We start from the raw sequence: 25,055 nt of genomic DNA, 5'->3' as shown, positions 1-25,055 counted from the left end.
TCCGCCGCCCTGTCAGCTCAGGGCGCCTTGTCCTTGCCGGCCACGGGCGCGGTCGTCGCGGTCTTGCCCCCCAGGCTGCGCGCCAGGAACGCCAGCAGCTTGTCGTAGTACTCGCTGCGATGCGCCTCGGTGTAGAAGCCGTGGCCTTCGGTCTTGTAGTACAGGCTTTCCACCGGTGTGCCGGCGCGCTTGAGCGCCGCTTCCATGCGCTCGGTATGCTGGATCGGCGCACGCTTGTCTTCGCCACCGGCCGCGAGGAACACCGGCACCTTGATCCGTTCGGCCAGGTTCACCGGCGACACCGCGCCCAGCTTGGCCGGATCACCCAGCCATTCGCGCAGGTAGGTCACGCCTGAGCCGCGGTCCTGAATATCGCCACGGGTGTACATCATCGGCAGGTCGTAGACCCCCACATAGCCGGCCGCGCACTGATACAGCCCGGGTTCGCGGGCGGCCCCCATCATCGCCGCGTAGGCCCCGTAGCTGGCGCCATAGATGCAGATGCGACGAGCATCGGCGATGCCTTCGCTGATTGCCCAGCGGGTGGCATCGGTGACATCGTCCTGCATCGCCGCGCCCCACTGCTGCGCACCGGCCTGGGTGTGGGCCCGGCCGTAATTGCCCGACCCACGGAAGTTGACCTGCAGCACCGCATACCCGGCGGCGGCCAGCATCTGGGTTTCGCGGTCGTACTGGCCGGAATCGAAGATGTCGAACGGACCGCCATGCGGCATCACCACCATCGGCAGGTTGCGGCCGTTGCTGCCGGCCGGCAGGGTCAGGAAGCCATGCAACGGCAGCCCGTCCCGCGCCTTCAGTGCAATCGGCTTCACGCTGGCACTGCGGTCCACGTCAATCCAGTCGCTGCGGCTGATCAGGTGGTCAGCCTTGCGCGCCACCGTGTCGTAGACGTAGAAATCGCCCGGGTTCGAGCCCGACCAGGTTTCCACCAGCACGACACGGCCATCGCGGGTGCTGGAGGTGATGTAGACCGGCCCTCCGAAGGCGGCTTCCAGGCTGCGGTACAGGCGCGCCTCCGGCGACTTCTCGTCGAAGAACCGGGTACGCGGCGTATCGCCCAGATAGAGCGCGCCCACCGGCACGTGGGTGCCGGGCCGATGGATGATGCGATACGGATTGACCACCTCGTCGCGCAGCAGCGTGGCACGCTCGCCGGTCTGCGGGTTCCAGCTGACGATCGCGTCCGGGCCCTGGGTCTGCTCGACGTTGAGGTAGGCCAGGCTGTCATCGGCCGAGAAGCCGAGGGCGGTTTCGATGCGCTTGCTGACGGCCTCGTCGTTGATCAGCTTCCAGCTGTCGCCACTGCGTTCGCGGAAGTACAGCTTGTTGATGTTGTCGCTGCCCGAGCCATGCACGAAGCGCACTTCGCCGGCGCCGTCGGTGGTGAACTCGCCGCGCCGTACCGGCGAGGACGCCACCCGCGAGCGACGACCCGTAGTCACATCCATGCGATCTACGCGGGTGTACGGATCCTCGGCCAGCGGCCATACGGTCACCAGCACGTTGCGCTCGTCGCCCGGCAGGTCGTCGGCCAGGAAGGCGGCCACTGCTTCGACCTTCTTCGGCTGGATGCGGGTCCCCGGGCCCTTGCTTTCGACGCGATAGCCGACCAGCAGTTCGCCGCGGTTGCCGTTGGCGTCGATGGCATAGAGTTCGCCGGTGGGATTGGGTTGGTCGAGCGAGCCCCACTTCTGGGCCAGGCCGATCAACAGGCGCTCGTTGCTGACCCAATCGAATTCCTGCGCGTGGTTGCGGCTGGGCGGCCAGAAACTGCCAACCACCTCCTTGTCCTTCAGGCGCAGGATCGCGATCGCGGTGCTGTCTTCCCTCGGCACCGTTGCCGCTACGTACTCGCCCCCCGGCGAGATCTTGATGTCGGTGAAGGTCTCCCGCCGCAGGTACTGCGTCAGCTCCACCGCCCCCGCGCTGCCTGCGGCAACGCCCCCGATGACGGCCAGTGCGGCCGCCAGAATCGTCCTGTGCATCCTTCCCCTGCTCCTGTGGACACCTTGTCCTGGTCTCCGATTCTAGGCAGGGCAATGGGTTTCCCGCCAGAGCCGGAAAAGACGACGGCACCGTTGCCGGTGCCGTCGTTGCCACTACCTTGGAGAGAGAGTCAGGACGTGGGTTCGGGGGGCGTGCGCCGGGTCAGTGGACCCCGCGCACCGCCAACATGAGGGCCAGGATGCTGAGGATCACGGCGATGGTGCCGTCGAGCACGCGCCAGGTGCTGGGCTTGGTGAACAGCGGCGCCAGCAGGCGTGCGCCAAGGCCCTGCGCGGTCAGCCACAGGCAGCTGGCCGTGACCACGCCCGCAGCGAAGGCCATGCGGGCATTGCCGAAGTTCTCGGCGATGGAGCCGATCACCATCATGTCCAGCCAGAAGTGCGGGTTGATCAGCGAGAAGCCGACCGCGGCCATCAGCACCGCGCGGCGGCTGCCGTCGTCGCTGTCGGCCTCGCCCATGCCACCGCCGCCGGCGATCGCACGGCGTGCCGACTTCATCGCATACCAGGCCAGGAACGCGACACCGGTCCACAGCACGGCGGTGGTCAGCCACGGCAGCGCTGAAGTGAGCGTGCGCAGGCCGGCCACGCTGGCAAAGATGAAGATGGCATCGATGGCCGCGCAGGTGGCGACCACCGGCACGATGTGCTTGCGCAGGATGCCCTGGCGCAGAATGAAGGCGCTCTGGGCCCCGACCACGGCGAACAGGCCGATGCCGGTGGCTGCACCAGAGAACCAGGCACCGAGGCCGGTGCTGGCGGAGATGACCGAGAACATGGGATTCACTGCCTTGTATTGCTTGGGGGACGGTGCCTCGCGAAGGCGGACAGCACCGGAACGGGCGCCATTGTCGCGCCGCAACATGGAAAAGACGAGCTAAACTTCCTAAACCAACATTAGCGGAGCTTAATTCGATGCGCATCGATCACGCCCAGCTGCGCGCCCTGGCCGCGGTGATCCGCGAAGGCAGCTTCGACCGCGCCGCGCAATCGCTGAATGTCACGCCCTCGGCCATCTCGCAGCGGGTCAAGGCACTGGAGGACCGGATCGGCCGCCTGCTGGTCAAGCGTGGCACCCCGGCCACCGCGACCGCCGAGGGCCAGCTGCTGGTGCAGCTGGCCGAGCAGACCGCCCTGCTGGAACACGATGCGCTGCACCGCATGGGCCTGGCGGATGAGGACCTGCCCCAGGCCAGCATCCCGGTGGCAGTGAACCACGACAGCCTGGAAACCTGGTTTCCGCAGGCCGCGGCGCAGTTCGCGCAGGGCACCGGGACCACCCTGGACCTGCGCGTGGAGGACCAGGACCACACCGTCGAACTGCTGCGCCAGGGCACGGTGCTGGGTGCGGTGACCACGCTGGACGAGCCGGTGCAGGGCTGCCAGATCCACGCGCTGGGCAGCATCCGCTATGCAGCGACCTGCACCCCCGAATTCCGCGAACGCCACTTCGCCAAGGGCGTGACCGCGCAGGCGCTGGCACAGGCGCCGGTACTGGTGTTCAACCGCAAGGACGACATGCAGTCGCGCTTCGCCCGGCGCATGGCCGGCGATGACCTGCCCAGCACCGCACCGACCTGGTGGATTCCGTCCACGCGCGCCTTTGTGCAGGCCAACCTGGGCGGCATGGGCTGGACGATGAACCCATTGCCGCTGGTCAAGCGGCACCTGGATGCCGGCCGCCTGGTCTACGTACGCCAGCGCGCGTGGGAAGACGTGCCGCTGTACTGGCAGCACTGGAAGGGCGACGTGCAGACCATGGCCCTGCTGACCCGCGCCGTGCTGGATGCATCCTCGGCATTGATCCGGCGCAAGCGCTGACGCACAGCGCAAAAAGGGGACGGAGGGGATTAAGTCGCTTAAGGCCAATACGACATCCAAGGCAAATACGGCTTAATCCCCTCCGTCCCCTTTTTCCGTCCCCTTTTTCGGGGCTCCATCGGATCTCCATCAAGCCTACACACCGGGTCCATGCGCGATGCGGATACTGGCGGGCCGACCATTACAAGGATGTCCGGCATGCCCGTGTACCTGCGCGACGCCCGCCCCGAGGATGCCGCTGCCTGCATCGACCTGCGTGGGCGCACCCGCGAGAACGCCTTCAGCGCCGAGCAGCTGGCCCAGCTGGGCATCACTGTGGACAGCTGGGCGGCCGGCATCGCCCAGGGCGATTCGATCGGCCGCGTCGCCTGGGAGGGCGAGCGCATGGCCGGCTACTGCTTCGCCGACCGCGACAGCGGCGAGGTGCTGGTGCTGGCCCTGCTGCCGGACTACGAGGGCCGCGGCATCGGCCGCCAGCTGCTGCAGGAAGTGGTCAGCCTGACCCGCGATGCCGGCCACCGGCGGCTGTTCCTGGCCTGCTCGGCCGACCCGCGTTCGCGCTCGCACGGCTTCTACCGCCGCCTGGGCTGGCGCCCGACCGGCGGGGTCGATGAGGCTGGCGACGAGATCCTTGAGCTGGTCTGATCCCACCGTCGCCGGGCATCGCCTGCCGCCCATGTGGCAGCGCCGCGAAACGTCGGATGCTGCGTTGCATCAAAAAAGGACCGGATCCGGTTAGAATCACCGGTGGATGATGCAAGGCGTTGTTTCTTCACGCCCTTTCCCTGCCCCACGCGCATCCTGACCCCTTCCCCTCCGCCAACGATCCCGCCCCCATGAAGAAATTTGGCAAGGCTCTTCTCGCCCTGCTCGTGCTGCTGTTGCTGGCCGCCGCGCTGTTCCTGTACTGGCCGCTGACCCAGCGCTCGGTGCCCGCCGCCAGCAACGACAAGCCCGTCGATGTTGTGCTGGTCGGCGCCGGCATCATGAGCATCACCCTGGCCACCTACCTGCAGGAGCTGCAGCCGGACTGGAACATCCAGGTCTACGAACGCCTCGACGGCGTCGCCGGTGAAAGCTCCGATGGCTGGAACAACGCCGGCACCGGCCACTCGGCGTTCGCCGAACTGAACTACACCCCGGAACTGCCCGACGGCAGCATCGAGACCAAGCGCGCGGTCGGCATCGCCGAATCGTTCGAGGTCTCGCGCCAGTTCTGGTCGCACCAGGTGAAGGAGGGCCGGCTGAGCCAGCCCAGCGACTTCATCAACCCGACCCCGCACATGAGCTTCGTCTGGGGCGATGACAACATCGCCTACCTGCACAAGCGCCAGCAGGCCCTGGTCAAGAACCCGCTGTTCTACGGCATGCAGTACTCCGAGGATCCGGCCCAGATCAAGCAGTGGGCCCCGCTGCTGATGGAAGGCCGTGACCCGAAGCAGAAGGTTGCCGCAACCTGGATGCCGCTGGGCACCGACGTCAACTTCGGCGTGATCACCCGCCAGCTGACCGCCGGCCTGCAGCGCAGCCCGAACTTCAGCCTGCACCTGAACCATGAAGTGAGCGCGCTGCGGCAGAACGCCGACAAGAGCTGGAACGTGACGGTGAAGGACCTCAAGGCCGGCACCGAATCCACCACCCACGCCCGCTTCGTGTTCATCGGTGCCGGTGGCGCCGCACTGAAGCTGCTGCAGATGTCGGGCATTCCGGAATCGAAGGACTACGCCGGCTTCCCGGTCGGCGGCCAGTTCCTCGCGTTCCAGGGCCAGGACGTGACCTCGCGCCATGGGGTGAAGGCTTACGGCATGGCCGAGACCGGCTCGCCGCCGATGTCGGTGCCGCACCTGGATGCGCGCAAGCTGGACGGCAAGCCGGTGGTCCTGTTCGGGCCGTTCGCGCTGTACAGCACCAAGTTCCTCAAGCACGGCTCGTGGTGGGACCTGTATTCCTCGGTCACCCACAACAACGTTGGCCCGATGCTGGAAGTGGGCAAGGACAACCTGGACCTGGTGCAGTACCTGATGGGACAGGCGCGCCTGAACGATGCCGACCGCCAGGCCGAACTGGTCAAGTACTTCCCCAATGCCAAGCCGGGTGAATGGAAGCTGGTCACCGCCGGCCAGCGCGTGCAGATCATCAAGCGCGATCCGCTGAAGGGCCCGGTGCTGCAGTTCGGTACCGAGATCGTGACCGACAAGGACCACACCCTCGCCGCCCTGCTCGGCGCGTCGCCGGGCGCGTCCACCTCGCCGCCGATCATGCTTGACCTGATGGCCAAGGCCTTCCCGGAGCAGATGAAGGCCGGCTGGGAAACCCGCCTGCGCGAGATCGTGCCGTCGTACGGGCGCAAGCTCAACGACAGCGCCGCGCTGGTCAACGAGATCCGCACGCTGACCAGCCAGACCCTGCAGCTGCCCTACCTGGAGGTGCCGGTGGACGCGAACGCGGCATCGCCCGCTCCGGCGGCGGTTCCGGCGCCGGCCAAGGAAAAGCGCAACGCCAACGAGGAACTGCAGGCGCTGTAAGCCCGCAGGTTCCTTTCGATGCAGACGGACGGCCACCTTCGGGTGGCCGTTTGCGTTTGTGCAGGCTACCGCCTGTAGAGCCGAGCCCATGCTCGGCTCCGGCAAAAAGCAGCCGAGCATGGCTCGGCTCTACAGAAAGCGATGCCCCGTGCCGGGAACCCTGCGCACAATGACGCGAATTGTAATGTTGTTAAGAATTATTTACATTTGCGTCCTGCGCAGTGACCGCGCCTCGCCCCAGACGGACCTGACCGTGCCCGAAGCCGCCGCCCCGGGTGCTGGACGACTGTTGCCGCCCCTCCCCGCCTCCACGCTTCGAGCCCACCATGTGCCTGACCTTCGATAACCGCCTGCCCCGCCGCGCGCTGCTGCCGGCTGCCCTGCTTTCGTCTTTGACCCTGCTGGCCGCGCCCAGCGCGTTCGCCGCCACTGATGGCGCTGCCGACGCCAAGACCCTGGACCGGGTGAGCGTGCGTGCCGAACAGTCGGCGCCGCCGGCCAGTACCACGCGCCTGCCGATCACCCTGCAGGAAACCCCGCAGTCGGCCACCGCGATCAGCCTGCAGCGCCTGCAGGACGAATCGCTGTTCAGCATCAACGATGTGATGCGCAACGTGACCGGCGTCAGCGTGTCCTTCTATGACACGCAACGCCCGCTGTACTACGCGCGCGGCTTCGCCATCACCGACTTCCAGGTCGACGGCATTCCCACCTACAGCGGCTCGACCAACCAGGAGTACGACACCGCCTTCTACGACCGCATCGAAGTGATCCGCGGTGCCAACGGCCTGCTCAGCGGCGCCGGCGTGCCGTCGGCCACGGTCAACCTGCTGCGCAAGCGCCCCGGCAAGGAATTCGACGCGTCGTTCGCGGTCAGCGCCGGTAGCTGGGACTACCGCCGCATGGAAGCCGACGTAACCGCGCCGCTGACCGCCGACGGCCGCTTCCGCAGCCGCGTGGTCGCCGCCTACACCGATCGTGGCCTGTATTACGACCGCTACAAGGAAAACAAGATGGCCGGCATGGCGGTGCTGGAAGGCGATGTCACCGACAGCACCACGGTTACCGTCGGCTACCAGACCCAGGACAACAACCCGACCGGTTCGACCTGGGGCACCGTGGCGTTCTTCGACAACCAGGGCAACTTCGCCCATCTGGCGCGCTCGACCAACCTGTCGCCGAAGTGGAGCTACTGGAAGCGCGAAAGCAATACCGCCTTCGCCAACCTGGAACAGCGTTTCGGCGACCACTGGCTGCTGAAGATCAACACCGCCTACACCCGCGGCAACGTGCAGAACGTGCGCCTGTACGGCACCGGCAACCCGGACCCGGTGACCGGCGCGGGCATCTACCTGCGCGCGGCCGCCGGTGATTCGAAGGACACCCGCCGCAATGTCGATGCCTACCTGACCGGCAGCTTCCCGCTGTTCGGCCGCGACCACGACCTCACCGTCGGCGCGCAGTGGTCGGACCTGGAAGGCACCACCAATACCGTGGCGCTGAACTTCCCGGGCGACTGGGCGACCTGCGGGCGTGAGCGCTGCTACTACATCCCCAACGTGTTCAACTGGAACGGCGACATCTCCGAAGTGACCTACACCCGCACCGGCGCACGCCGCGTGGCCAAGACCACGCAGAGCGGCGTCTACCTGGCCACCCGCCTGCGCCTGGCCGAGCCGCTGTCGCTGATTGCCGGTGCGCGCCTGAGCCGCTGGGAAACGCTCAGCCGCTCGTACAACGCTGCCGGCGCCTATACCGGCACCAGCGGTGCATACAAGGTGAGCGATGAGGTCACTCCGTACGTGGGCCTGGTCTACGAGATCACCCCGAACGTGTCGGCCTATGCCAGCTACACCGAGATCTTCAATCCGCAGAACTACAAGGACCGCAACGAGAACCTGCTGGCACCGGTGCAGGGCTCGAACCTGGAAGCGGGCATCAAGACGCAGTGGTTCGATGGCCGCCTGACCGCCAATGCGGCGGTGTTCGAGGCCAAGCAGGACAACTACGCGGTGCGTGACATGAGCGTGCCGGAAGGTACGCTGAGCGACGGCAGCTCGGCCTATATCGGCATCAACGGCACCAAGGCGCGCGGTTGGGAGATGGACGTCAACGGCGAGATCCTGCCGGGCTGGACGGTCAATGCCGGCTACACCCGCGTCAAGGTGACCCGCGCCGCCACCGACCTGCTGTACGCCAATCCGCCCAAGGACCTGCTGCAGCTCAACACCCAGCTGCAGCTGCGTGGCGCACTGGAGCGACTGAGCATCGGCGGTGGCCTGCAGTGGCAGAGCCGGGTGCAGGGCTACAACATCGCCTACCCGCTCGGCGGCACGGTGACGGTGAACCAGCCGGCGTATTCGCTGGTGCAGTTCAACGCCAACTACCGCATCAGCGACAACTGGACCGCGACGCTGAGCGTGCGCAACGCGCTGGACAAGACCTACTGGGCCAACCTGGACTACAACAACTTCGGCGAGCCGCGCTTCGTGTCGGCCAGCCTGCGCTGGAAGTTCTGAGGCATGCAGGGTTGCCGGGCTATGCCCGGCACCTTGTAGCGTCGAGCCATGCTCGACGCTACGGGGACCTCAATCGCCGCAGCTGCCGCCGTCCCCTCCACCACCATCACTGCCGCAGTCGGAGCTGCTGTAGCTGTGATGGCTGTGGCTGTTAGTGGAATAGCCAACGGAGGTGTCATGGCTTGCACCGCCATCCCCCCGGCTGCCTGAGCCATCGGCCGTGGCCACTGCCAGGCACAGGATGGCGCCGACCAGCGGCAGCAGCCAGACCAGCAGCAGCTGCACCGCGCGGCCACCCGCCGACAGGCCATCACGCCTGACGATCACCACGGTAGCCGCCACGTTCAGGCCCAGCACCAGCAGGACCAGCAGAAGGGCAACGATCAACATTCGGCGGCTCCATGCCTGGACTGGAGGGCATTATGGGCCTGCCAGCCCGGCAATGGCCCTGCCCGTCATGAAGATGGGACAATGCAGGGCGCGCCTGCCTGCTTCCAGGCCGCCGGCGCCCCCCGCACCACACGGAAGAAGAAGAACAACAACATGCTGAAAGTCATTTTCGATACCGACCCGGGCGTCGACGACGCCCTGGCCCTGCTGTACCTGCACAAGCACGCCCAGATTGACCTGATCGGCGTCACCACCACCTTCGGCAATGCCTCGGTGGAGTCGACCACGCACAACGCGCTGTACCTGAAGCAGGCCTGGGGCTTCGCCGCCCCGGTCGCGCGCGGTGCCGGTGGCCCGCTGCAGCCGGAAGCCACCCCGGAAGCCTGGCCGGTGCACATCCACGGCCACAACGGCCTGGGCAACCACCCGGTGCCGACCGAACTGGACGTGGCCGCCGACGCGCGCCCCGCTCACCAGCTGATCATCGACCTGGTCCGCGCCCATCCGGGCGAAGTGACCCTGGTCGCGGTCGGCCGCATGACCAACCTCGCGCTGGCCCTGCAGCAGGCCCCGGACATCGCCGGCCTGGTGCGCGGCGTGGTGATCATGGGCGGCGCGTTCCACGTCAACGGCAACATCACCCCGGCCGCCGAGGCCAACATCTGGGGCGATGCCGAAGCGGCCGACGTGGTGTTCACCGCCAGCTGGCCGGTGACCGCCATCGGCCTGGACGTGACCACCCGCGTGGAAATGGACCGTGACGGCCTGGACAAGCTGGCCGCGATCGGCGGTACCGACGCCGAGCTGGTGCGTGCGCTGTCGCAGGATTACGTGGACTTCTACCTGCAGGCCGGCCACAAGGGCATGGTCGTGCACGACTGCTGCGCCTGCATCGCGCTGACCCGACCGGAGCTGTTCCAGTTCGAACGCGCCAGCGTGCGCGTGGCCACCGACGGCGTCGCCCGCGGCATGACCATTCCCAAGCCGGAAGGCCTGGCGTTCGGCCCCAGCGTGTGGGACGGCCACGTGGTGCAGTCGATCGCCATCGGCGTCGATGCGGCCGCCGTGCTGGCCGACATCGAGCAGACCCTGAAGGTCTGACCCGCTAGCGCTTGGCCCTGCCCGGGACCGTCTCGGGCAGGGTCCACAGCACCGGCAGCACCAGCACCGCCACCAGCGCGATCATCGCGCCCGGCGCCGCCGCCCAGCCGCTGCGTTCCACCCACCATTGCGCCAGCCATGGCGTTGCCCCGCCGAAGAAGGCCGTGGCCATGGTCACGCCCAGTGCCAGCCCACTCACCCGCCCTTCGCCGGGGAACTGCTCGGCCGTGGCCGGGGCCGCGACCGCGCTCACGCCGCCGGCCACGCAGGCCAGCAGCACCGCCGCCAGCGCAATGCCCAACGGCGGCGCCTGTGCCATCCAGGCGAACAGGGACAGCGGCAACAACGCTGCCAGCAGGGTCAGGCCCAGCAGCATCGGCCGCCGCCCGACGCGGTCGGACAATGCGCCACACAGCGGCGTGATCGCAATCACTGCGACCGCCGCAATTGTCGAAAGCCACAGCGCATCGCCCTCATCGTGGCCCCGCGCATGCAGGAATGCGGGCACATAGGTGATGCCCACGTAGTAGGTGATCGATCCCAAGGCCGAGATCGCGAAGGTGCGCGCCACCGCCAGCGGGTGGTGCTGCAGCACATGCCGCAGCGGCGTGGCAGGAATGCTGCCTTCGCGGCGCTGGCGTTCGAACTCAGGCGATTCGTGCATGCCCGAGCGCGCGACCAGGATCACCAGTGCCAGCGCAGCGCCGACGAAGAACGGAATACGCCAGCCCCAGCTGTCCAGCTGCGCGGGCGCGAGCAGCGCCACGGTGACCGCCGAGATCGCTACCGCCAGCAGTGCGCCTACTTCACTGGCGGCCGAGGCCAGCGAGGTCACCAGGCCACGCCGCCGCGCCGGTGCGCTTTCCAGCAGGTACGCCACCACGCCGGTGTACTCACCGCCCACCGAAAACGCCATCACGCAGCGCAATACCAGCAGTAGCACGCCCGCCGTGGTACCTGCGGTGGCCGCGGTCGGCAGCAACGCAGTGGCCAGCATCGCCGCCGCCATCAACGCCATCGAAGCCAGCAGCATCCAGCGCCGGCCCAGGCGGTCGCCCAGGTGGCCGAAGCACAGCGCGCCCAGCGGGCGCATCAGGTAGGACACCGCGAAGCCTGCCAGCGTGACCAGCAGCGCCTGTTCGCCGCCGCCGAAAAACACCCGCGACAGCACCGTGGCGAAATACAGGTACAGGGTGAAGTCGTACCACTCCACTACCGTGGACAGGCCCGCCACCCACATCGAGCGCTGCCGCGCCGCGGTCATTGCGTGTTCGCCTTCAACAGCCTCGGTCCCGGTTGCGCAGGTTCGGGGCAGGATGTCATGGCCCGGGTGAAATACCGGTCATCGGCCATCCGCTGCCTGCATGTACTGGGTTTCATGGCCGGTGAAGCGCTCACCGTCAAAACCGAAGCAGAAGCGCCCTTCCTCGAACACGCGGTAGACCAGCAACGCGCCATCGAGGCAGAACTGCTGCCGGTCCACGCCCGTCTCCAGTGTCCCGTAGCCGGTAGCATCACCGCCCTTTCCCGCCGGCCCGGTGAAGGCATCGAACGGCAGTGGCGTCGCCCTGCCCGTGCGGGTATCGACCAGCACCAGCGTGCGCTGGAAATACTCCGGACGATCATCGACCTGTACCAGCAGGTAGTGCCGGTTGAAATTGGGTTTCTGATGCTGGAGGGCATCTTCGATGGCTGCGCGGTGCCGCGCATCGCAGAAGTCGACCGGGCTGTAGCGGTAACTGCAACCGTCGTGGTCGTAGGGCAGGTTCATGCCGGAATAGCTGATGCTTCCCTCGCTGTCCACGTCGTGGCCCAGTTCCGGGGTGCTGCACAGCAGCCACGAACGCTGCGCATCTTCGGGATCGGCCATCAGCTTCGGCTCGCGGCCCTCCTCGTAAGCCGCACCACCCGGGAAGTCCTGGCCGAAACGCTGGCGGACGATGGGACGTGCCTTCTCCAGCGGCAGGCCGATCCTGGCCCCACGGAACGAAACGAATGTCATCGTCGGCAGGATCACCTCTTCCACCGGCAGCCCCTTCCACTGCCCCTGCACGCAGAACGTGGCGATCTCGTTCTCCACGTCTTCCTTGCAGGGCTTCGGCGCGTTCGCCGCCAACCAGGGATGGGCCGGGCGCCCGGTCTGCTGATCGATGTACCAGCCGTCCAGCGCGCAGGTCGGCAAGGCGTCGAGCAGCGGAGAGAGATCTGTTGCGGTGGCCGGGGCGGCAGGCGGTGTGCCCGCTGCGGGTGCGTCGGTCGGTGCGTCCGGTATGCGCTGGCAGGCCGCCAGCGCGAGCAGACCGACCAGCAGCGCGACGTGGCGCGGGCGCTGGATTGAATGCTGCGTTCCCTGCATTGCGTGCTTCCTGGTTTTGACACTCCCTGCAGATGATCGCCGATCCCAAGGCCGTGCAGGAACGTCACAGATCCCACATCGGGGTCAGAGCCCTTCGCTCCCGCAAGGGGATCCGACCCCGCCCGTTACCCCGGCAGCTGCAGCTCAGCCATCAGCCCGCCACCCTCGCGGTTGCGCAACCGCAGCGAGCCGCCCAGCGACTGCGCCAGTTGCACCGCGATGGCCAGTCCCAGGCCAGTGCCACCGGTATCGCGATTGCGCGAGCTTTCCAGCCGATGGAACGGCGCCAGCACTGCCTGCAGCTGGTCCTCGGGGATGCCCGGGCCACGGTCGGAAATTCTGATCCATACCCTTCCGGCCTCGTCACGGCCGGCCTCGATCTCGGCAGCGCCGGCGTAGCGGAGTGCATTGTCGACCAGATTGCCGACCACCCGTCGCAGCAGCTGCGGCCAGGTCTGCACGACCAGTCCAGCGGGCGCACCGCCACTGACCGGCTTGCCCATGTCCTCGTAATCGCCGACCACACTGGCCAGGAACGCGCCCAGGTCCATCGACACCGGCGCGCCACTGGCGACGTGGCTGCTGCGCGCATAGGCCACACCCTCGCGCACCAGTTGCCCAAGGTGGTCGAGGTCGGCCAGCAGCCGCTGCTGGGTGCTGTCTTCAGGCAGGGTCTCCACCCGGAGCTTCATGCGCGTGATGGGGGTCTGCAGGTCATGCGAGATCGCGGCCAGGATCTGCAGGCGTTCACTGACATGGCCACGAATGCGTGCCTGCAGTGCGTTGAGCGCGGCTGCTGCGCCGCCCACTTCGGCCGGGCCATCTTCAGGCAGTGCAGGCCCGTCCTTGCCCGGCTGCAGATGCTCCACCGCATGCGACAACTGCTGCAGCGGGCGCATGGCCAGGCGCACCGCCAGCCACGCGCACACCAGCAGCAGCGCCAGCTGCACCAGCAGCACGGCGGGCAGCCAGCGCGCCAGCGGCAGGCCCGACGGGGTGACTTCAATGGTCAAGGGAGTGCCGTCGTGCAGGCGCAGTTCCACCTCGAACCGCTCCGGCAGGCGAGCCACCTGGCGCGCCTGCAACGGATAGCGGTGCTGCAGGCTGTCATCGATGATCGCCGTGACCTGGCGTGCACGATCGGTCTGCAGCCCCGGTCCGGCCGCGGCCGGGCGCAGCAGGTAACGGTAGGTGCGCCGCTCCAGCCGCGGCACCCAGGCATCGCGCTGGTCCGCGGGCAGGTGCTCCAGCAGCGCAACACTCACGGCCACGTCTTCGTCCAGGTTGCGCAGCATCATGCTGCGGGTGGACTGGTAGCGTTCGAAGAACAGCAGGCCGAAGGACAGTGCGTGGGCCAGCGCCAGTCCGCCCAGCAGCACCAGCAGCAGCCGCGCCGACAGCGTGCGCGGCCAGCGTGGGCGGCGTGCGGTGGCGTTCATTCGTCCGGCCCCAGCAACTGCACCGGCACGCTGAACACATAGCCTTCGCTGCGCACGGTCTTGATGTAGGTCGGCTCGCGTGCGTCATCACCCAGGCGCTGCCGCACGCGGCTGACCAGCAGGTCGATCGAGCGGTCAAACAGTTCGGCATCGCGGCCCTGCGTGAGGCTGAGCAGCTGGTCGCGGCTGAGCACCCGATTGGCGTGATCGAGGAATACGCGCAACAGGCGGAATTCGGCGCCACTGAGTGGATACGCGGTGTCCTGTGCATCCAGCAGATGGCGTGCGGTGGTGTCCAGGCGCCACTCGCCGAAGGCCAGCTGGCGACCGGCTTCGCTCACCTGCAGATTCGGCGGCAACATCCGGGTACGGCGGATCACCGCATTGATGCGTGCCAGCAGTTCGCGCGAAGAGAAGGGCTTGGTCACGTAGTCATCAGCGCCCATTTCCAGGCCGATGATGCGGTCGGTTTCGTCGTCGCGGGCGGTCAGCAGCACCACCGGCACCGCACGATGCTTGCCGGCGCGCAGGTTACGGCACAGGCTCAGTCCGTCCTCGCCCGGCATCATCACGTCCAGCACGACCAGATCCACGGCATGGGTATCCATCAGCGCGCGCATGGCCCGGCCACCGTCGGCCTGGCTCACGCGCAGGCCGTTGCGTTGCAGGTAATCGGCCAGCATCTGGCGGATCTCGCTGTCATCGTCGACGACCAGGATGTGCGGTACGTGGTTCATTGCGTTCTCGATGAGGACGAAGGTCAAGGCCGCGCGGTGCGGCCATGGTAGCGCGGCTCAGGGGTTGCCCAGCAGGCGCTGGATCTCGCTTTCGGTACGTGCGTAGTCGCCCTCGCCGTAATGGCGGTAGACCACCCGCCCCTGCCGGTCGAGCAGGTACAGTGCGGGCCAGAAGCGGTTGCCCCAGGCGTTCCAGATCCGGTACTGGTTGTCCTGCACCACCGGCCAGGCGATGTCCAACCGTGCGATGGCCTTGCGCACGTTGCCAGGCAGCCCTTCATAGGCGAACTCCGGCGTATGCACGCCGATCACCCTCAGGCCCTGCGACGCGTAGCGCGCATGCCACTGGTGGACATACGGCGCCACGTTGAGGCAGTTGCTGCAGGTGTAGGTCCAGAACTCGACCAGCACCACCTTCCCCCGCAACTGCTCCAGTGTGAGCGGCGGGCTGTTGTGCCAGGGCCCGCCACCGTCGAACCCGGCGGCGGGAACGGCCTGTGCCGGCTGCGCATCGGCCTCCGGGCTGGGCCAGGCCATCAACAGAGCAGCCCCACCCAGCACGCCCATCAGCAACGGCAGCACGTACGCACGCAGGCCGGCCATCGCTCAGCCCCCCTGCTCGGCCAGTGGCAGTTCCGCCGGCTTCACCCCCGCCGCTTCGAGGATACTGTCGGCCACCTGCGCCGGATGCGAAAGCAGCGACACATGGCTGCTGCCGATCGATTGCAGCTGCGCGCCAATGCGCTTTGCGGTGGCGGCCTGCAGCTGCGCCGACAGCATGCGATCGTCACGGCTGAGCACGTACCAGCTCGGCTTGCTGCGCCACGCCGCAACGTTCACTACTTCGCCCAGCGCGCTGGCCTTCAACGGGACCTGCGTGCTGTACAGCAGTGCGGCCGACTTCTTCATCACGTCCGGCGCGAAGTCCTGGGCGACAGCGTCAGCCGGCAACGTCAGGTAGCCGTCCCTTTCCTGCAGGCGGGCCAGGCCCGGACCGACCGGGAAGCCTTCGCCCTGTTGCGCCGATGATTGCCCTGCATCCGGTGCGAACGCCGCCACATACACCAGCGCCTGCACCTTCGGGTCATTGCCCGCTTCGGTGATGACCGTGCCACCCCAGCTGTGGCCGACCAGCACCACCTTGCCAGGCGCAGCGGCAATCGCACGACGGGTGGCGGCGACGTCGTCGGCCAACGAGGTGAGCGGATTCTGCACGGCCACCGCCGGCAGCTTCCAGTCATGCAGGGTCCTGATGACCTTGCTCCAGCTGGAGCCATCAGCGAACGCGCCGTGCACCAGGATGACGGTGGGCGGTGCAGCGGTATCGGCCCGGGCAGCGAAGGCAGGGGCGGCGGCGGCAAGGGCGAGAGCGGCGGCCAGCAAGCAGGTACGGATCATGGGGGGCACTCCGGAGTTGGGAGTGGCCATTTCCGCCTGCCGGTGTATCGGCGCTGTTTCTCCGCAGCGCGGAGTTGTACCGGACTGTAGGGCGCAGGCGGGTTTCTACAGTGGGATACATTCGCGCGCCGGTCCTGGCCGGGCGCTTTCGGGTGGATATCGCTGCCCGCACGCGGGCGCGCAACGCCCCGATGCGCATCAGCGCATCGTCTTTGTATCTGACTGTACGAAACCCCGGCCGCGGCCACAGTCGCTGACAAAACCCCGGGCAACGGCACACGTTGCCGATACCTGCGCCGCCTGGAATGGCTTCCATCGACCACTGGCCCGCAGGACACCACCATGATCAGCACCGCTTCTTCCGTGTATACGCCCCGCCTGAACGCCGTCGGCCGCTGGCTCTCGCCGTTGGCGCTGCGCACCCTGCTGGCCTGGGAGTTCTTTGAATCCGGCCGCGAGAAGCTGGGCGGCCAGAACTGGTTCGCCGACCTGGAAGGCCGCTTCCCGTTCCCGTTCTCCACACTGCCCGCGTCGCTGAACTGGCAGCTGGCCACGTGGCTGGAACTGGTGGGTGCGGTGATGCTGCTGCTCGGCCTGGCCACGCGCTCGGTGGCCTACGTCTTCTGGGTGCTCACCATCGTTGCCATCGCCGCCGTGCACTGGCCCGACCAATGGAACGGCCTGGGTGAACTCTGGCAGGGCTATGCGATCACCGACCAGGGCTACGGCAACTTCAAGCTGCCGTTGCTGTTCCTGGCCATGCTGCTGCCACTGATCCTCAACGGCGGTGGCGCACTCAGCGTGGACCGGCTGCTGGCCGGGTCCGGCCGTGCCACGGCACGCAATGACGGCCTGGGTTGGGGCGTCAGCCTGATCGCCCTGCTGCTGCCGGTTGCCGCGCTGTTGCCCGGCATCGGCTTCGGCGGTGCCCTGCTCGGCGGTGTGCTGGTGCTGGGCCATCTGCTGCGCCGTCGCCGCGCCGCCTGAGCCGACTCCCCTGTTCCCGCGCGTTTCGCTTTCCGTCGCCTCTTCGGCGGCGTCCATCCCGCACGCCCCGCGTGCTTTCCCAAGGAGTCACCACCATGTCCATCTCGACCAAGAACACCTCTTCCTCCCGCCTGCCGCGCATCGGTGCCATCGGCATCGCCCTGGCCGGTGGCCTGCTGCTGGCCGGCCAGGCCGCGGCGATCCAGCCGCTGTCGATCAGCGCGGTGGCCATGAGCGCCGCCGCCGAAGGCAAGTGCGGTGAAGGCAAGTGCGGGGCCAACAAGGCCACCACCGGCACGCCCGCCGGCAAGGCCAAGGTGGCCGAGGGCCAGTGTGGCGAAGGCAAGTGCGGCGACGCCTCGTTTGCCCGCACTGATCGCGACCACGACGGCAAGGTCTCGCGTGCCGAATTCAACGCTGTGGCCGCCAAGCGTGCCGCCGAGTTCGACCGCATCGACACCGACCACGACGGTTACATCAGCGAGCAGGAAGCGCACGACTACCTGCGCAGCGTCTACACCGCCAACGGCAAGCCGATGCCGAAGGGCCTGTTCTCCCGCGTTGCCGATTGATCGACGTTCACCCGGCGCCGCCTTCAAGGCGGCGCTCTCTGTGGAGCATCCGCCATGTCCCTGCCCCTGCCCACCCATGCCGCCGGTCTTGGCCTGCGCCGTGGCCTGATCGACGAACTGCTGGCCATGCCGGCCGGTGCCATCGACTTCCTCGAAGTATCCCCCGACAACTGGATCGGCGTCGGCGGTGCACACGGCAACGCGCTGCGCCAACTCAGCGAGCGCCACCCCTTGACCTGCCACGGCCTGTCGCTGTCGCTGGGCGGTCCTGATCCGCTGGACCGCACCCTGCTGGCACAGACCCGTGCCTTCCTCGACCTGCACCAGGTGCAGCTGTACAGCGAACACCTGAGCTACTGCGCCGCCGGTGGCCATGTCTACGACCTGCTGCCACTGCCGTTCACCGCCGAGGCCGTTCACCATGTCGCCGGCCGTATCGCCCAGGTGCAGGACACGCTGGGCCGGCGCATCGCCGTGGAGAACATTTCCTACTACGCCGTTGCCGGCGCGGACATGAGCGAGATCGACTTCATCAACGCCGTGCTCGCCGAAGCCGACTGCGACCTGCTGCTGGACGTCAACAACGTCTTCGTCAATGCCTGCAACAACGGTTACGACGCCTTCGAATTCCTGGCCCACGTGCCGTCCCACCGTGTCGCCTCGCTGCACGTAGCGGGCCACTTCGATGAAGACGACGGCTTCAAGATCGATACCCATGGTGCGCCGGTGAAAGGCGTGGTCTGGGCGCTGTTGCGCGAGGCCTACATGCGGGTGGGCGTGCGTCCCACGCTGCTCGAGCGCGACTTCAACTTCCCGCCGCTGGCCGGGTTGCTGGCCGAGGTCGCGCAGATCCGCCAGGCACAGGCTGAGGCACGTTGGCCGGAGGCGGCCCATGGCTGAGTCGCTGGCTACCCTGCAACGGCGCTGGGCCGATCATGTGCGGGACCCTGCAAAGACCGCACCCGATGGCGTGGAGGCGCGCAGGCTGGCGGTATACCGCCGCCTGTGCATCGACAGCCTGGAGACCCTGCTGGCCGGCAGCCTGCCGCGACTTCAACAGCAGTTGGGCACGTCGCGCTGGCGCGACACCGTGGCGTACTACTACGCCCACCACGCCTGCCAGACCCCGTTGTTCCCACGGATCGCCGGCGAGTTCGCGGCCTGGCTGGCAGTGCAGGACACGCTGGCACTGCCGGGCTGGGCGGCGGAACTGGCGCACTACGAGAGCACGCAGCAGTCGCTGCACATTGAAGCGCGTGGCACTGGGTGTCTGCTGCAGCGCGTACCCGAGGACAGTGATGTGCTGGCGGTTTCGCCGCTGGTGCGGGTGCTTGGGTACCGGTGGCCGGTGCATGGGGACGAGGGGCTGGAACCGGTGTTGGGCGCAGCTCCCACGCTGCTGGTGATCCAGCGCCGCGCCGATTTCAGCCTGAAGGTCGAGCAACCGTCACCGCTGGCCTACGCGCTGCTTTCGGTCTTCGGTGACGACGGCGCGCGTGTGGATGAGGCACTGCAGGCGCTGTCCGAAACACATGACGTGGCAACGGACGCATTGCGTGCTGCCTGCGTGCCCGTTCTGGGCGAGCTGTGCACGGCGGGGGTGCTGGTTGCATTGCCTGCTTTCTGAGGTTGCCGGCCAGCGGCCGGCACTACCCGTTCATTGACCGGCAAGCGGCCGGCACTACCCGCCCCCTACTTCGAGGTCTCATCATGGCTGCTTCCAACATTTCCTTCCTGCACGGCTGGCGCCTGTTCGTAGCCATCGCCGTGGTCCTGATCGCGTTCGCACTGACCGCCTTCGCCCTGAATCCCGATGCAGCCGAAGGCAGCCGCGCGGCGATCCGGCTCACCGCCCGCACATCGTTCCTGCTGTTCCTGGCGGCATTCACGGCATCCTCCTTCGCCACCCTGCTGCCCGGCCCGTTCACCCGGTTCCTGCTGCGTGAACGGCGCATCATCGGCCTGTCCTTCGCGTTCTCGCACCTGCTGCACGCAGTCGCCATCACCAGTTTCGGCATCCTCAACCCGGCGTTCTGGCCAGCACGCTCCGCGCTGGCCAACCTCCCGGGCACGGTGGGCTACATCGCCATCCTGGCGCTGGCCATCACCTCGCACCGGGGGCTCGCCCGGCGCATGGGACCCACCGCCTGGCGTCGCCTGCACGTCACCGGCATGTGGATCATCGCGGCGGTGTTCACCTACTCGTACTTCAAGCGCGTGCCCGGCAACTTCTGGTATGCGGTGCCGTCGGCGCTGCTGTTCACCGCCTTCGTGGTGCGCTGGATCGCCAAGCGGGCGCAGGCCCTGCGTCGAAGTGCGCATGCGCGGCCGCCGCTGCGGGCGGCCTGACGGGCCGGGGTCAGATCCCTTTGCCAAAGGCAAAGGGATCTGACCCCACATCAGGTCAAGGCGCGCGGCGCAGCGTGATCAGGGTGATCTCCGACGGCACGCCGATGCGCGCCGGGAAACCGGCCCAGAGGCCCGCGCCGTTGCCCACGTACAGCGTCATCCCCTCCACGTCGTAGCGGCCGGACACGAAACCGCCATTGGCCCGCTTCACCAGCTGGTCCATGCCGATGATCTGCCCGCCGTGGGTATGCCCGGACAGCTGCAGCTTCACCCCACGCGCCGCCGCCTCGCGTGCATTGCGCGGGCGATGGTCGAGCAGGATCACCGGTGCGGACGGATCGGCACCGGCCAGCGCAGCATCCAGATCCGGCAACGGCAGGCCATAGCGCGCCGCCACCGGATCGGTGACACCGGCGATGGTCAGCGCCGCGTCGCCGCGCCGCACCTGCAGGTGGCTGTTCTCAAGCACCTGCATGCGCAGTGCGCGGAATGCCTGCATCCAGTCCTGGTACTGCGCGTAGTACTCGTGGTTGCCGGTGATGGCGATGACACCGTCCGGCGCTCGCAGATCGGCCAGAGGACGCGCGTCGTCACGGCGGGCCTCGACGCTGCCGTCGATCAGGTCGCCAGTGATCACGATCAGGTCCGGCTTCAGCGCGTTGCTCTCGTCCACCACCCTGCGTACCCAGTCGCCGGTCAGCAGGCGGCTGGCGTGGATGTCGGTCAGCTGCAGCACGCGATAGCCGTCGAACGCAGCAGGCAGATCCTTGATCGCCACGTCGATCTGCCTGGGCTGGGGCACGGCCATGCCCTGGCTGACGCCATAGCCACTCACAAGCAGCGCCAGCAGGCCGGCCAACGGCCGCAGCTTCGAGGCGCGCAGGGCCGATACGATGCGCGGCCAACGCAGCAGGCGCGAAAGCAGCAGGCCCACATCCAGCACCAGCATCAGCAACGCCAGCAGCAGCACCGCCGTGGAGCCGGTGGCCAGGACGGCGATGGCCATCCTCGGGATTTCCGGTGATGCCATCGTGCCCCAGAAGGTGGCCACGATGCGCAGCTGCACGGCCATGGCCACCACCAGCAGCGACAGCACGACCTTCAACCCGATGGGCATGCGCAGCGGCCAGAACAGGCGCCAGGCCACATACAGGCCCATCAACAAACCGATCGTACTCAGCACTGCAACCATCCATGACAGAAAGCGGGCCCGCCATGGTGACGGCTGCGGGTCGTGTTGTGTAGAGCCGGGCCCATGCTCGGCTTCTCAACACGCAGCCGGGCATGGGCCCGGCTCTACAACAACAGGCGGTCAGGCCATTCCGTCGAGGCGCTCCACCCGCAGGCGGGCGATACGGCGCTTCTCCATTGCCAGCACGGTGATGCGCACGCCGGCCACCTCCACCGCGTCGCCGACGTCCGGCAGGCGGCCCAGCTGCTCCAGCACCAGACCCGAGATGGTCATGTAGTCGGCACTGCGGGGCAGCGACACGCCCGCCAAACGCTGCAGGTCGTCCAGGGTCAGCGCACCATCGGCCTCCCATTGATCCTCGCCCTGCGCCACCACGCCATAGCGCTCGTCCTGGGTATCGACCAGGTCACCGGCAATCGCCGCCAGCAGGTCGTTGGCGGTCACCAGGCCCTCCACGCTGCCGTACTCGTCCACCGCCACCGCCAGCGGCACCGGATGCTGGCGGATCAGTTCCAGCGCCTGCAGCGCACTGGCAGTGGACAGAACGTACTGCGGTTCGCGCAGGTTGCCCTCCAGCTGCAGTGGCTTGCCCTGCAGCAGGTCGGCCAGCACGTCCCGGCTCTGCACCACGCCACGCAGGCTGTCCAGGTCACCGTCACCGACCAGCAGGCGCGTATGCGGCGAGGCCACCAGGCGCGCCACCACATCCTCCTGACCACGCGCCAGGTCGATCCATTGCACGTCGGCACGCACAGTCATCACGCTGGACACCGGACGATCGGCCAGGCCCAGCACGCTGCGGATCATTTCGTGCTCCGCCGGCTGCAGGCGCTCGTCGGCGTCCACCTGCTCGTCCACGCCTTCGTCGTCGTGGCCGTTCGCTGGACGCGCGCCCAGCATCCTCAGCACGGCATCGGCGGTGCGCTGGCGGAACGGCTGGCGGCGCTCGTTGCGCTCACGGTTGAAACGCACCCACTGGTTGAACGCCTCGACCAGGATCGAGAAAGCGATCGCTGCGTACAGGTAGCCCTTCGGGATCTTGTAGCCCAGGCCTTCAGCCACCAGGCTGAAGCCGATCATCAGCAGGAAGCCCAGGCACAGCACCACCACGGTGGGATGCTTGTTGACGAAGCGGGTCAGCGGCTTGCTGGCCAGCAGCATCAGCGCCATGGCGATGGTCACGGCCGCATACATCACGCCCAGGTTGTCGACCATGCCGACGGCGGTGATCACCGAGTCCAGCGAGAACACCGCGTCGAGCACCACGATCTGTGCCACCACCATCGCGAAGCTGGCATAGACCTTCTTGCCATCCTCGTGATGCGCGCGGCCTTCCAGCCGTTCGTGCAGTTCCATGGTGCCCTTGAACAGCAGGAACAGGCCACCGCCCAGCAGGATCAGGTCGCGCCCGGAGAAGCTGTGGTCCAACAAGGTCACCAGCGGCTCGGTCAACTTCATGATCCAGGCCAGCGCCGCCAGCAGCACCAGCCGCATCAGCAGTGCCAGCGCCAGGCCGATCACCCGCGCGCGGTCGCGCTGGTGCGGCGGCAGCTTGTCGGCAAGGATCGCAATGAACACCAGGTTGTCGATGCCGAGAACGATCTCCAGCACGACCAGGGTTGCAAGGCCCATCCATATCGAGGGGTCAGCCAACCATTCCATTTCAGGTCCGTTTCGTCAGTGGGTAAGGGAAAAGGGCGTCCACTCAGTCGGCATCCTGCGCCTGCGCCGGGTCATGCCCAAGCAGGTCGCCGGGCGTGCACTGCAGCTCGCGGCAGATCGCATCCAGCGTGGAAAAGCGGATGGCTCGCGCCTTGCCGGTCTTCAGGATCGACAGGTTCGCCAGGGTGATGTCGATGCGCCCGGCCAGCTCGGACAAGGTCATGCCCCGTGCCTGCAGCATGCGGTCCAGGGTGATGACGATCGCCATCAGATGACACCATCGAGGTCATCGCGCATCGCCGCGCCCACGGCGAACACGCGTGCGAGCACGAACAGGATCAGCACCGCCACCAGCCCGGTGATCGACATGCCGCCGCCCACCTCCATCCAGGTGAAATCCGGGCCCATCCAGGCCGCGTAGGCACCGATCAGGATCGACAGCAGTTCCATTGCCAGCATCAGCCAGGCCATGCGCTGCAGGCGCTGTGCATTGGCATGGGTGAACGGCCGCTCGCGCGCCGCCGACTTCAGCAGCCTCAGCAGATGGCGCAGGAACAGCAGGCACAGCACCAGCAGCGCGACGATCGCGCCCAGGCCCAGGCAGAAGTGCAGGAACAGGTCGTTGCCATGCGCGGCGGCGGCCTCGGCGTCATGCACGCTGTCGAGCAGCCAGCGGCGGTCATGGGCGACCAGGGGCACCGCCAGCAGTGCGGCCAGGATGCCCAGCCAGCACATCGCCCGGACGGCCTGTACGGCGGCCTGGGCCAGGGTGAACAAGCCTCGCGCGGGTCTGGCGCGGGCGGGACGAGCGGTCAAGCGGCCTCCGGCATTGGGGTGGCCTCGCCGCCCCAGGGTGGATTTATCGATAAACGATATACCACATCCTGCGTGAAAGGCTGAATCGCGAGCATGGTCCCCCGGCTGGGCGCGGGCCCCGGCAGGCGTTATCGGGTGGGCGCCGCGGGTTCGAGCATCGCGTCCCCCGGCGTCACCGAGGCCATCGCCTGTACGCCGGCCTCGGCCGCCTGCCGCGTCACCAGCCGGAAGCGCACCTGCAGCTTGGCCTGCCCCGGCGTGGCCCAGCCGTATTGGATCGCCACCTGGTCGGCCGACAGCGGACCACGGCCCGGCAGCGAGCGCGCCTGCAATGGCTTCGGTGCCGCCTGCACCAGCCGTGCGAAGCCCTTCTGCACCACCGCCGCTTCGGCCTTTTCCGCATACACCGAGCAGGTGCCATCGTCGGCCCAGCTGACCGCATAACGGCCGCTGGCCAGCGGCACCATCCAGGCCACGCCCGACTGCCCCTGCAGCAACGTTGCCGCTTCGGCAGGCTGCAGCGGTGACAGCCCGTTGGATTCCATCAGCGACTGCAACCGCGCCGGCGCGCCGATGTGCTGCATGCAGGCGGTATCGAACAACTCGCTGAAGGGATCCTGCGCCGGGGCCTTGGCCTTGGGAGTACGCGCGGGTTGCGCCACCGCCAGGGTGGGCAGCAGGGCCAAAGCCAGCCAGAACGCAGGACGCATCGGGATTCCACGCTACGGAAAACAGCAGGGAGGATGGCAAAGCCCGGGCGCGCCGCGCAATGGGTCATGGCTTGACAGTCCTAAGCGGCGGGAGCAACATGAATTAACGAATTAGTTAACTAGCTCTCAATGGACCGCATCTTCGAAGCCCTTGCCTCCACCGCCCGCCGGCAGATCCTGGCCTATCTCAGCGCCGGCGAGCTCAGCGCGGGCGAGCTGGCCGAGCGCTTCGACTTCAGCAAGCCGGCGTTGTCCAGCCACCTGCGCATCCTCGAGGATGCCGGACTGATCGAACGCGAGAAGCGCGGCCAGTTCGTGTACTTCAGGCAGGTACCCGACCGTTTGGCCAACACGTTGTTCTCGTGGGCGGCCGAAGTCTGCCCGGTCGGCGGCCCGCTCAAGCGTGAAGCCCGCGCCCGCCGCGGGTCCCCCGCCCGCTGATCCGCCCCGCCAA

The 25,055-nt window shown here is 67.6% G+C and carries 25 protein-coding genes; 11 read left to right on the top strand and 14 right to left on the bottom strand.

Going from position 1 to position 25,055, the window contains the following annotated elements; all coding sequences use genetic code 11:
- Positions 1-17 precede the first annotated feature (17 nt).
- Positions 18-2,006 (bottom strand): alpha/beta hydrolase family protein, encoded by a 1,989-nt coding sequence (locus AC5P5W_RS01110; protein WP_046429487.1) that lies wholly within the window; start codon positions 2,004-2,006, stop codon positions 18-20.
- 163 nt (positions 2,007-2,169) lie between these two features.
- Complete coding sequence (locus AC5P5W_RS01105; protein WP_005415673.1) at positions 2,170-2,805, bottom strand: LysE/ArgO family amino acid transporter; 636 nt, start codon at positions 2,803-2,805, stop codon at positions 2,170-2,172.
- Positions 2,806-2,942: 137 nt separating this feature from the next.
- On the opposite strand from AC5P5W_RS01105, the gene AC5P5W_RS01100 reads away from it, so the two are divergent.
- The 4 genes from AC5P5W_RS01100 (at position 2,943) to AC5P5W_RS01085 (ending at position 8,892) form a co-directional block, all read left to right on the top strand.
- The gene (locus AC5P5W_RS01100) at positions 2,943-3,848 is read left to right on the top strand and encodes a LysR family transcriptional regulator ArgP (RefSeq protein WP_049441179.1); all 906 of its coding nucleotides are present in this window, start codon (positions 2,943-2,945) and stop codon (positions 3,846-3,848) included.
- A gap of 198 nt (positions 3,849-4,046) precedes the next feature.
- Complete coding sequence (locus AC5P5W_RS01095) at positions 4,047-4,493, top strand: GNAT family N-acetyltransferase (RefSeq protein ID WP_014646343.1); 447 nt, start codon at positions 4,047-4,049, stop codon at positions 4,491-4,493.
- Between the two features lie 191 nt (positions 4,494-4,684).
- On the top strand, positions 4,685-6,373 hold the full coding sequence (gene mqo / locus AC5P5W_RS01090; protein WP_197575242.1) for a malate dehydrogenase (quinone): 1,689 nt from the start codon (positions 4,685-4,687) through the stop codon (positions 6,371-6,373).
- 326 nt (positions 6,374-6,699) lie between these two features.
- Positions 6,700-8,892 (top strand): TonB-dependent siderophore receptor, encoded by a 2,193-nt coding sequence (locus AC5P5W_RS01085; protein ID WP_075076127.1) that lies wholly within the window; start codon positions 6,700-6,702, stop codon positions 8,890-8,892.
- 69 nt (positions 8,893-8,961) lie between these two features.
- On the opposite strand, the gene AC5P5W_RS01080 is transcribed toward AC5P5W_RS01085, so the two are convergent.
- Positions 8,962-9,282, bottom strand: coding sequence for a hypothetical protein (locus tag AC5P5W_RS01080; protein WP_197574604.1), 321 nt, complete (start codon positions 9,280-9,282; stop codon positions 8,962-8,964).
- Between the two features lie 153 nt (positions 9,283-9,435).
- Here AC5P5W_RS01080 and AC5P5W_RS01075 point away from each other — a divergent pair, with 153 nt between their 5' ends.
- Positions 9,436-10,383: a nucleoside hydrolase gene (locus tag AC5P5W_RS01075; RefSeq protein ID WP_100449642.1), complete on the top strand. Its 948-nt coding sequence runs from the start codon at positions 9,436-9,438 to the stop codon at positions 10,381-10,383.
- Between the two features lie 4 nt (positions 10,384-10,387).
- On the opposite strand, the gene AC5P5W_RS01070 is transcribed toward AC5P5W_RS01075, so the two are convergent.
- From AC5P5W_RS01070 to AC5P5W_RS01045, 6 genes are all read right to left on the bottom strand, one after another.
- Positions 10,388-11,647 carry an MFS transporter gene (locus AC5P5W_RS01070; protein ID WP_197574603.1) on the bottom strand — a complete coding sequence of 420 codons (1,260 nt, stop codon included), beginning with the start codon at positions 11,645-11,647 and terminating at the stop codon, positions 10,388-10,390.
- A 78-nt stretch (positions 11,648-11,725) separates the two neighbouring features.
- On the bottom strand, positions 11,726-12,739 hold the full coding sequence (locus tag AC5P5W_RS01065) for a hypothetical protein (RefSeq protein ID WP_197574602.1): 1,014 nt from the start codon (positions 12,737-12,739) through the stop codon (positions 11,726-11,728).
- A 125-nt stretch (positions 12,740-12,864) separates the two neighbouring features.
- A complete protein-coding gene (locus tag AC5P5W_RS01060) occupies positions 12,865-14,178 on the bottom strand; it encodes a sensor histidine kinase (protein WP_197574601.1) in 1,314 nt (437 codons plus the stop codon).
- On the bottom strand, positions 14,175-14,915 hold the full coding sequence (locus tag AC5P5W_RS01055) for a response regulator (protein WP_032960784.1): 741 nt from the start codon (positions 14,913-14,915) through the stop codon (positions 14,175-14,177). Before AC5P5W_RS01055 ends, AC5P5W_RS01060 begins: the two co-directional genes overlap by 4 nt.
- Positions 14,916-14,972: 57 nt before the next feature.
- Positions 14,973-15,518: a redoxin family protein gene (locus tag AC5P5W_RS01050; RefSeq protein WP_046429445.1), complete on the bottom strand. Its 546-nt coding sequence runs from the start codon at positions 15,516-15,518 to the stop codon at positions 14,973-14,975.
- 3 nt (positions 15,519-15,521) lie between these two features.
- Positions 15,522-16,313 carry an alpha/beta fold hydrolase gene (locus tag AC5P5W_RS01045; protein WP_197574600.1) on the bottom strand — a complete coding sequence of 264 codons (792 nt, stop codon included), beginning with the start codon at positions 16,311-16,313 and terminating at the stop codon, positions 15,522-15,524.
- 342 nt (positions 16,314-16,655) lie between these two features.
- Here AC5P5W_RS01045 and AC5P5W_RS01040 point away from each other — a divergent pair, with 342 nt between their 5' ends.
- From AC5P5W_RS01040 to AC5P5W_RS01020, 5 genes are all read left to right on the top strand, one after another.
- Entirely contained in the window at positions 16,656-17,300 is a 645-nt protein-coding gene (locus AC5P5W_RS01040; protein WP_197574599.1) for an HvfX family Cu-binding RiPP maturation protein, read from the top strand.
- A gap of 95 nt (positions 17,301-17,395) precedes the next feature.
- Complete coding sequence (locus AC5P5W_RS01035; RefSeq protein WP_197574598.1) at positions 17,396-17,872, top strand: HvfA family oxazolone/thioamide-modified RiPP metallophore; 477 nt, start codon at positions 17,396-17,398, stop codon at positions 17,870-17,872.
- Positions 17,873-17,926: 54 nt separating this feature from the next.
- Complete coding sequence (locus tag AC5P5W_RS01030) at positions 17,927-18,772, top strand: HvfB family MNIO-type RiPP peptide maturase (RefSeq protein ID WP_197574597.1); 846 nt, start codon at positions 17,927-17,929, stop codon at positions 18,770-18,772.
- Positions 18,765-19,499 (top strand): HvfC family RiPP maturation protein, encoded by a 735-nt coding sequence (locus AC5P5W_RS01025; RefSeq protein ID WP_197574596.1) that lies wholly within the window; start codon positions 18,765-18,767, stop codon positions 19,497-19,499. Before AC5P5W_RS01030 ends, AC5P5W_RS01025 begins: the two co-directional genes overlap by 8 nt.
- Before the next feature lie 83 nt (positions 19,500-19,582).
- Complete coding sequence (locus tag AC5P5W_RS01020) at positions 19,583-20,221, top strand: ferric reductase-like transmembrane domain-containing protein (RefSeq protein WP_049441148.1); 639 nt, start codon at positions 19,583-19,585, stop codon at positions 20,219-20,221.
- A gap of 55 nt (positions 20,222-20,276) precedes the next feature.
- On the opposite strand, the gene AC5P5W_RS01015 is transcribed toward AC5P5W_RS01020, so the two are convergent.
- The 5 genes from AC5P5W_RS01015 to AC5P5W_RS00995 form a co-directional block, all read right to left on the bottom strand.
- Complete coding sequence (locus AC5P5W_RS01015) at positions 20,277-21,413, bottom strand: metallophosphoesterase (RefSeq protein ID WP_197574595.1); 1,137 nt, start codon at positions 21,411-21,413, stop codon at positions 20,277-20,279.
- Positions 21,414-21,533: 120 nt separating this feature from the next.
- Entirely contained in the window at positions 21,534-23,075 is a 1,542-nt protein-coding gene (locus tag AC5P5W_RS01010) for a TerC family protein (RefSeq protein WP_197574594.1), read from the bottom strand.
- Positions 23,076-23,118: 43 nt separating this feature from the next.
- A complete protein-coding gene (locus AC5P5W_RS01005) occupies positions 23,119-23,343 on the bottom strand; it encodes a helix-turn-helix domain-containing protein (protein ID WP_012479411.1) in 225 nt (74 codons plus the stop codon).
- The gene (locus AC5P5W_RS01000) at positions 23,343-23,810 is read right to left on the bottom strand and encodes a DUF2975 domain-containing protein (protein WP_495220871.1); all 468 of its coding nucleotides are present in this window, start codon (positions 23,808-23,810) and stop codon (positions 23,343-23,345) included. Before AC5P5W_RS01000 ends, AC5P5W_RS01005 begins: the two co-directional genes overlap by 1 nt.
- Positions 23,811-24,019: 209 nt before the next feature.
- On the bottom strand, positions 24,020-24,601 hold the full coding sequence (locus tag AC5P5W_RS00995) for an NMCC_0638 family (lipo)protein (protein WP_032960801.1): 582 nt from the start codon (positions 24,599-24,601) through the stop codon (positions 24,020-24,022).
- A 129-nt stretch (positions 24,602-24,730) separates the two neighbouring features.
- On the opposite strand from AC5P5W_RS00995, the gene AC5P5W_RS00990 reads away from it, so the two are divergent.
- Complete coding sequence (locus tag AC5P5W_RS00990; RefSeq protein WP_197574593.1) at positions 24,731-25,042, top strand: metalloregulator ArsR/SmtB family transcription factor; 312 nt, start codon at positions 24,731-24,733, stop codon at positions 25,040-25,042.
- Positions 25,043-25,055 lie beyond the last annotated feature (13 nt).

This window comes from Stenotrophomonas sp. YJH_SMC_123, from assembly GCF_059368215.1.
This window is presented reverse-complemented; position numbering and strand designations above follow the sequence as displayed.